The organism is Kineosporia sp. R_H_3, assembly GCF_002198675.1.
Taxonomy (GTDB): domain Bacteria; phylum Actinomycetota; class Actinomycetes; order Actinomycetales; family Kineosporiaceae; genus R-H-3.
In genome coordinates this window covers 1-7,189 of the sequence record NZ_MWLL01000176.1, presented here as the reverse complement: position 1 = coordinate 7,189, position 7,189 = coordinate 1, and the positions used below count along the sequence as shown (strand labels likewise).

The 7,189-nt window shown below is 76.7% G+C and carries 6 protein-coding genes; 3 read left to right on the top strand and 3 right to left on the bottom strand.

Annotated features, from left to right (window positions below):
* Nucleotides 1-264: 264 nt before the first annotated feature.
* Complete coding sequence (locus tag ECOMGDLI_RS19145; protein WP_088318473.1) at nt 265-1,110, bottom strand: hypothetical protein; 846 nt, start codon at nt 1,108-1,110, stop codon at nt 265-267.
* Between the two features lie 275 nt (nt 1,111-1,385).
* Between ECOMGDLI_RS19145 and ECOMGDLI_RS19140 the strand changes: the two genes are divergently transcribed.
* The 3 genes from ECOMGDLI_RS19140 to ECOMGDLI_RS19130 are packed head-to-tail and all read left to right on the top strand — an operon-like array spanning nt 1,386 to nt 4,458.
* Nucleotides 1,386-2,042: a PQ-loop domain-containing transporter gene (locus ECOMGDLI_RS19140; RefSeq protein ID WP_088318471.1), complete on the top strand. Its 657-nt coding sequence runs from the start codon at nt 1,386-1,388 to the stop codon at nt 2,040-2,042.
* A gap of 52 nt (nt 2,043-2,094) precedes the next feature.
* On the top strand, nt 2,095-3,207 hold the full coding sequence (locus ECOMGDLI_RS19135) for an L-threonylcarbamoyladenylate synthase (protein WP_088318469.1): 1,113 nt from the start codon (nt 2,095-2,097) through the stop codon (nt 3,205-3,207).
* 54 nt (nt 3,208-3,261) lie between these two features.
* Nucleotides 3,262-4,458 (top strand): OmpA family protein, encoded by a 1,197-nt coding sequence (locus ECOMGDLI_RS19130; protein ID WP_088318468.1) that lies wholly within the window; start codon nt 3,262-3,264, stop codon nt 4,456-4,458.
* A 33-nt stretch (nt 4,459-4,491) separates the two neighbouring features.
* Here ECOMGDLI_RS19130 and ECOMGDLI_RS19125 read toward each other — a convergent pair whose 3' ends face one another.
* Together ECOMGDLI_RS19125 and ECOMGDLI_RS19120 are read right to left on the bottom strand one after the other, a co-directional pair.
* On the bottom strand, nt 4,492-6,060 hold the full coding sequence (locus ECOMGDLI_RS19125) for an RDD family protein (RefSeq protein ID WP_088318466.1): 1,569 nt from the start codon (nt 6,058-6,060) through the stop codon (nt 4,492-4,494).
* A 91-nt stretch (nt 6,061-6,151) separates the two neighbouring features.
* Complete coding sequence (locus tag ECOMGDLI_RS19120; RefSeq protein WP_088318465.1) at nt 6,152-6,952, bottom strand: bifunctional 2-polyprenyl-6-hydroxyphenol methylase/3-demethylubiquinol 3-O-methyltransferase UbiG; 801 nt, start codon at nt 6,950-6,952, stop codon at nt 6,152-6,154.
* Nucleotides 6,953-7,189: the final 237 nt, after the last annotated feature.

Here is a 7,189-nt window from a genome sequence, read left to right as displayed (position 1 = left end):
ACGCCACCCTGGCGACCCGCCCGGCACGACCCTGTGGACCACCCGCACCGGACGCACCTGGACCGCACTCCCGCACGCCCCGCTGGCCGAGGGGCAGGGGGCCTCAGCGCGACGCGAGCTCAGCGTCACGGCAGCGGACCCGCCGCCGTTCTGACCGCCGTTCTGACCGCCGTTCTGACCGCCGTTCTGACCGCCGTTCTGACCGCGCCGCCGACCGCGCTCCAGGCGACCGCGCTCCGGGCGACCCTGCCGGCCGCCCGTCGGTCAGGGTGCGACCGGGACCGTCTGCTCCGCCGCCGGGGCGGTCGGCGCGTCGGTGGGCGTCGTCGGGACCGTCGTCGTGGTGGAGGCACTGCCGCCGTCGGTCGGCGTCGCGGTGACCGCGTCCGTCGGGGACGTGGAGGTGCCGGCGTCGCTGGGCGCGGTCGTCGCACCGTCCGACGGCGCGGTCGTCGCGCTGTCGCTCGGCGAGCCGGTCGGGTCGGTCGCGGTCGGGGACGGGGTGGTCGACGGCTGCGGGGCGGCGTCGGAGCCACCGCCGACGACAGTGCCGATCGTCGTCCCGGACGCCTCGCTGCCCGACACCGGGTGCCCGAGCAGCCCCTCGGTGACGCTGAGCAGACCGAGGCCGAGGACGAAACCGAGGGCTGCGATCGCTGCCACCGGCTTCCAGGTGATGCGCCGGCGCGAACGGTAGGTGGTCGCCGAGGAGAGCTCCGTCGGGCCCGTCGACTCGGTGACCTCGACCGGCTCGGCGCCGAACCCGCTCGGCACCCGGGCCGGGTCGGTCTGCGAGGCGCCCCGGACCGCGTCGGGCCCGGGCCGGACGAGAACGGTCCGCGTCGTCCGCACCCGGGTCGCGGCGGTCTTCAGCGAGGTGGCGTACGCCGCCCCGGCGACCGTCGAGACGACCGAGCCGAACGCGGCGCCGATGAGCGTGCCGGCGACGCCGAGGAACGACGCCGCGACGGCGGTGGTCACGGCAGCGAGGGCGCTGCCGGCGATCTGGGAGAGCGACAGACCGAGGAAGGTCCGCGGCTCGCTGTCGTCGATGTCCGACCCGTCAGGGCCGAGGGGCTGGATCCGGGTCGTCGTCGTGGTGTCGCCCATGAGTGTGGTGTCGTGTCCGAACTGTCGGGTGCGAGGACAAAAGGGTGCTCCATGGGTGCGAGCGCCTCGGCGCCCCGATCGGTTCCCCGATCCGGTCGGTGTGAGCGGACTCACCGCCCGCACGGGCCCGCGAGCCCGGGTCTCACCCGAACGCCTGCTGGGCCGCATCGCCGGCGCTGCCGACAGGACCGGTGGCCGATCGCCCCGCGCGCCCCGCGGGTCGGTCGTGCGCGCCCGGGCCCCCGGGCACCACCCCCGAATCGGAGAGATCTTCCATGCCTTCCGCCTGGCTGGCGACGACCGGTTTCGTCGCCGCCGCCCTCGGTGTCGCCACTGCACTCCCCCAGGTGTGGCGGCTGCTGCGAACGCCCGGCGCGGACGGCATGTCGCTGCCGTCCGTCGTCCTCGGCGCCCTCGGCACGGGCACCTGGCTCTGCTACGGCCTCCTCGAGGCCGACCCGCCCCAGATCGTCGCCAACGTGCCCGGCCTCGCCGGGGCGGCGACCATCGCCGTGCTCGTCGTGCGGCGGACGACGACCCGCCCCGCCCACGTGCTCGCCGCCGTCGCCGCCTGGTGCGGCCTCGTCACGGCGGCCTGGGCCGCGGGCGGTGCCGTCGCCGTCGGCAGCGCCGCGACCGTCGTCTCCCTCGTCGCCCGCGCGCCGCAGGTGCGCGAGGTCTTCACGGCGCCCTCGCTCGCGGCGATCTCCCCGCTGAGCTTCGGCCTGAGCACCACGGCCTGCACGCTGTGGGCCGTGTACGGCATCGGGACCGGCCAGGTACCGGTCTGGGCCAGCTCCGTGGTCGCGGGCACGATGTCGTTCGTCGTCTGCGTGCGGGCCATGAGGCGCGCACCGGAGCCCGTCGCCCGGCCCGTGCCGTACCCGGTGCCGCGGCAGGCGTCCGCCGAGGTGCTGCGGCTCGCCGCCTGAGCCGGCGCCCTCCGGCACCGTCGCCCGTGCGGGTACGGGACAATCGACGGCGATGACCCCCCGTTCCCGCCCCGCGCCCCCTGCGGCCGACAGTCTGCGGGAGGCGCTCGTGACGCAGGACGTCGGCCGCGCCGTCGAGGTGCTGCGCGCCGGCGGGCTCGTCGGGCTGCCGACGGAGACGGTCTACGGGCTCGCCGCCGACGCGCAGGACGTCGCGGCGGTGGGCCGGGTCTTCACCGTCAAGGGCCGGCCCGCCGACCACCCGCTCATCGTCCACGTGGCCGCCGCCGACGACCTCGACCGCTGGGCGGAGGGCGTCCCGGCATACGCGCGCAGGCTCGTCGGCGCGCTGTGGCCCGGGCCGTTGACGCTCGTCGTCCCGCGCAGCCGCCTCGTCGGCGACCACGTCACCGGCGGGCAGCCGACCGTCGGGCTGCGCTGCCCCGCGCACCCCGTCGCGCACGCCGTGCTCGCCGCGTTCGGCGGCGGGGTCGCCGCGCCGTCCGCGAACCGGTTCGGCCGGGTCAGCCCGACGACGGCGCAGCACGTGCTCGACGAGCTCGGCGACCGGCTCGACCCCGCGCGCGACGTCGTCCTCGACGGCGGCCCGAGCACCGTCGGTGTCGAGTCGACGATCCTCGACTGCACCGGACCCGCACCTCGGCTGCTGCGCAGCGGCGCCGTCACGGCCGCGGCCGTGCTCGAGGCGGGCGGTGTCCCGGTCGTCGGGCGGCGGCCCGCCGGCGCCGGCACGGCCGACGGTCCGGACGGCGACGGTCCGGACGGCGACACCCCGGACGGCGACACCCCGGACGGCGTCCGCGCGCCCGGCATGCTCGCGGCGCACTACGCGCCCCTCGCCCTCGTCGTCGTCGCCCGGACCCCGGCCGACGTCGCCGCCGCCCTCGCCGGCACCCCGGCCGGCCGGTCCGCTCTGCTCGCCCCCGCCGCCGTCCCGACGCCTCCGGGCGTCGTCCGGCTCGCGGCCCCGCCGGACACCGCGGCCTACGCGCACGCCCTCTACGCCGCGCTGCGGGCGGCCGACGAGCTGGGCCTGGACCGGGTCGTCGCGGTCCCGCCGGAGGGCGGCGAGCTCGCCGACGCCGTGCTCGACCGGCTCCGCCGGGCAGCAGTCGGGAGCAGTCGGCACCAGCCGTTCGGCTGATACGCCACACTGGCCGGGGGGCAGGGTGCACAGGTCACGGGAGGCGAGCCAGAGGTGTCGGACGTCGGCGCGCTGCCGGTCGAGGTCTTCCTCGACGGGATCGCCCGCGCCGACCTCGGGCTGATCCATGACCGGCTCGCCGAAGGGGCCGTCCTCACCGTCCCGTCGCTGCGCGCGACGCTCACCGGCCGCGCCCACGTCGTCGCCGCGGTCCACGCGGTGCTCGTCGCCTTCCCCGACCTGCGCTACACCTCCCGCAGCCGGTACATCGCCCCCGGCCAGGTCACCGACGAGGTCGTCCTCACCGGGACCAGGCTCGGCCCCTGGGGCGACGTCCCGCCCTCGGGCCGCCCGCACCAGCTCCCCGCCCGGCTCGTCCTCGAGCACGACGGCCTGCTCGTCACGAGCATCGGGATCTGGGCCGACCGTGCGTCGCTGCAGGCGCTCGTCGACGACTCGGTCGACCTGAGCCGCTCGGCCGGGCAGCCGATCGTCGACGCCCTGCGGGCGATGGTGCCGGCCGGCGACCCGCGCGTCATCCTCGGCGCCAGCCGGGAGGCCAGGGCCGTCGCCCCGGTGACGCCCGCGGCGCCGGTCCGGGCCGACGAGCTCAACCCGGCGGCCGCCAAGGCGGCGGCGCTCAAGGTGCCGATGCCGCGCCGCGTCCGGCGGCTGCTCGTCGTGACGTCCGCCGGGGCGATGGCCGCGGCCGCGGCGCTCATCGTCGCCTGGGTGGCCCGGGGCGCGCTGTCGGCCCCGTCGGCGCCGACGGTGCAGGTGTCCCCCGTGTCGACCGCCGCCGGGACGCCGTCCGCCACGCGGTCGAAGCCCGCGCCGACGAAGACGTCCGGTCGCGGCTACACCCGGGTCGGCGACCTCATCACGCTGAGCACCGACCTGACGTTCGAGGTCAACAGCGCGCGGCTCAACGGCCGGGCCAAGAAGGTGCTCGACGACGTCATCGCGCAGGTCCGCGCCGAGAAGCGGACGGGCAAGGTCGTCGTCAACGGGTTCACCGACTCGACGGGCACCGAGCAGCACAACATGGAGCTCTCGCAGAGCCGGGCCGACGCGGTCGCCGCCTACCTCGAGAAGGGCCTGCGGGGCCGCGACATCCGGGTGACGTCGAACGGGCTGGGCGAGAAGAACCCCAAGGGCGACAACCGGACCGAGGCCGGCAAGGCCACGAACCGGCGCGTCGAGATCACCGTGCCGGGACGGCCGGGGACGCCGTCCCCGGTCTCGTCCTGACGTCCTCGCCCGAGCGGGTCGTGACGGACGCCGTCACTTCTTGACGACGACCGTGCCCGGCCACTTGTCGTGCAGCGCCTGCTTGCGGTTGTCCCAGGTGGGCCACAGGTAGTCGACGAGCGAGTAGATGCCGCTCGCCACCAGGCCGGTGACGAAGGCGGCGAGCTCGCCCGTCATCCACCGCTGCGTCGCCTGCCAGTAGGACGGCTTCCCCGGGCGGTCCCACGGCCGGACCCGCACGCCGCACATCAGCTTGCCGAGCGTCGCGCCCTTCCAGCCGACGAGCCCGATCGTGTAGACGGCCTGCACGATGAGCATGACGAGCGAGGCACCGATGAGCGGACCGAGGATCCCGGAGTCGGTGTAGATCGCGAACGGGTTCGTCTCGAGCGGACCACCGGGCTCGAGGGCGCCGCTGGACTCCATGTAGTCGACGAACCGGCGCACGACCTGGGCCCACAGCGGGAACCCGGCGAGGCCGCCGAGCAGCGTGACGATGAAGCCGTCGAGGATCCGGGCGAGGAGCCGGGCGCCGAGCCCGGCGAGCGGCTGGCCGTCCGGCGTCGCCTGCGCCTTGCCGCCCGGCACGGCCCCGCCCGGGTAGCCCTGCGGGTACGGCTGCGGGTACCCCTGCTGCGGGTAGCCCTGCTGCGGGTACGGCTGCGGGTAACCGGGCTGCGCGTAGCCCTGCTGGGCGTAGCCGGGCTGCGGGTACCCCTGCTGGGGCTGGGGGTAGCCGGGCTGCTGGGCGTAGCCGGGCTGCTGGTATCCCTGCTGCGGGTAGCCCTGCTGGGCGTAGCCGGGCTGCGTGTAGTCCGGGTACCCCTGCGCGGCCGGCTGGGCCTGGTACCCCGGGTAGCCCTGCTGCGCGGGCTGGTCCGGCTGCTGCGTCGCCTGCTGGGCGGCGGGCCGGCTCCAGGGCGACGCCTGCTCGGCCGGCGAGGTCCACGGCGCCGCGGCCGGGACCTCGGGCTGCTGCGGCTGCTCGGGCCCGGGCTCCGGCGCCCGGTCCTGCGTGCTGCTCCAGGGGGACGACGGCTCGGCGGACGGCTGCTCGGACGCCAGCTCGACCGCGGACGGCGCGGGCTCGGGCTGCGGGTCGCTCACCGTGGCCGCGGGCCAGGTCTGCTCCGCCACGGGGGACGGCTGCTCGACGGGCTCGCTCGTGACGTACGACGGCTGGTACGCGGACTCGGCCGGCTGGTCGACGGGCTGGTCGGCCGACTGCTCGGCGGGCTGGTCGACGGGCTGGTCGACCGGCTGCTCGGCCGGCCGCTCGGCCAGCTGCTCGACCGGCTGCTCGACCGGCTGCTCGACCGACTGGACCGACTCGACCGGCGTCGGGTCGCTCCGCTGCTCGTACGACGACTGGTACGACGGCTCGTACGACGACTGGTAGGACGGCTGGTACGTCGGCTCAGCGGCCTGGACCGGCTCGGCAACCGGCTGCCCGACCGACTGCTCGACCGGCTGCTCGACGGGCTGCTCGACCGCGGCACCCGGCGCCGGCGTGGTCGCCTGGGTCCACTGCGCGCCGTCCCACCAGCGCAGCTTCGTCGGGTCGACGGGATCGGCGTACCAGCCGGCAGCGGGAAGCGTCATGGCCGACAGCCTGCCGCACCTGCGGGCCGACACGGTACCCAGGTCGCGCTTTCTACCGGTTCGCCCGTTTCCCCACGTCGACGCCCGCGCATCACACGTCCCAGCTGATCGTCGCGAGCCGTCGCGGGCCCGACGGCCCGAGCTCGGCGAGCGCCGCGGCGACCTCCGGGTCACGGTCCGCGGGCAGGCACAGCCGGACCCGGGTGTACCGGACCTGCTCGGCAGGGTCGACGGCGGCCTCGCGCGGGGGCGCCGGGTCGTCCCACTCCTCGAGCCGGACGGCGAGGCCGGCCTCGCGCAGCACGTCCGCGGCGTCCCGGGCGGTCGGGCCGAGCGGGCGGTCGAGGTCCCAGAAGCGTTGCCACAGCGGCGCCATCCGGGAGAGCGGGTGCCGGACCGGCAGCTCGAGGACGACGCGGCGCCGGGCCTTCGCCGAGAGCGCCAGGCCGAACGGGGCCAGCGCCGAGACGTTGTAGGCGACGTGGTGGCACACGACGACGTCCGCCTCCGGCGTCGCCGCGGCGACGTCCGGCCAGTCCCCGAGCACCTCCACGTGCTCGACGCCGCGCTCGCCCGCCGCCGCCGCGAAGCTGTCGAGCATCGACTGCTGGTGGTCGACCCCGACGACCCGGGCCGCGGGCGGGGTGAGCGCGAACGCCGCGCGGCCGCCCCCGCAGCCGACGTCGAGGACCGTGCCGCCCTCGGGCAGCGCCTCCCGCGCCGCACGGTGCGACGGGGTGTCCGGCTCCTGACCGGTCGCGACGAACAGGGCCACCGGGTGGATCCACGGCGACTGCGGGGCCTGCGCGAGGATGTGCTCGGGGATCCCCCACGCCGCGAGCGCCTGCTCCCACCGCGCGGCCGCGCCGCCGTCACCACTCGTCCGGTCCATGACCGCATCCTCCACCCGGGCGACAGCGGCAGGCCCGGGACACCCGGGACCGGTCCCGCACCTACCGTGGGCCGGATGCGGACGACGGCCGGACGGCGCGGGGCGGGCGGGCGCGGCACCGCCGTCGTCGTCACGGCCCTCGCGGCCCTCGCGGCCGTCACGGTGCTCGCCGCCTGCGGTGCCCCCGGCACCGACCCCACGGCCTTCGCACCCGAACCCGCTCGCACGCCGTCCCCG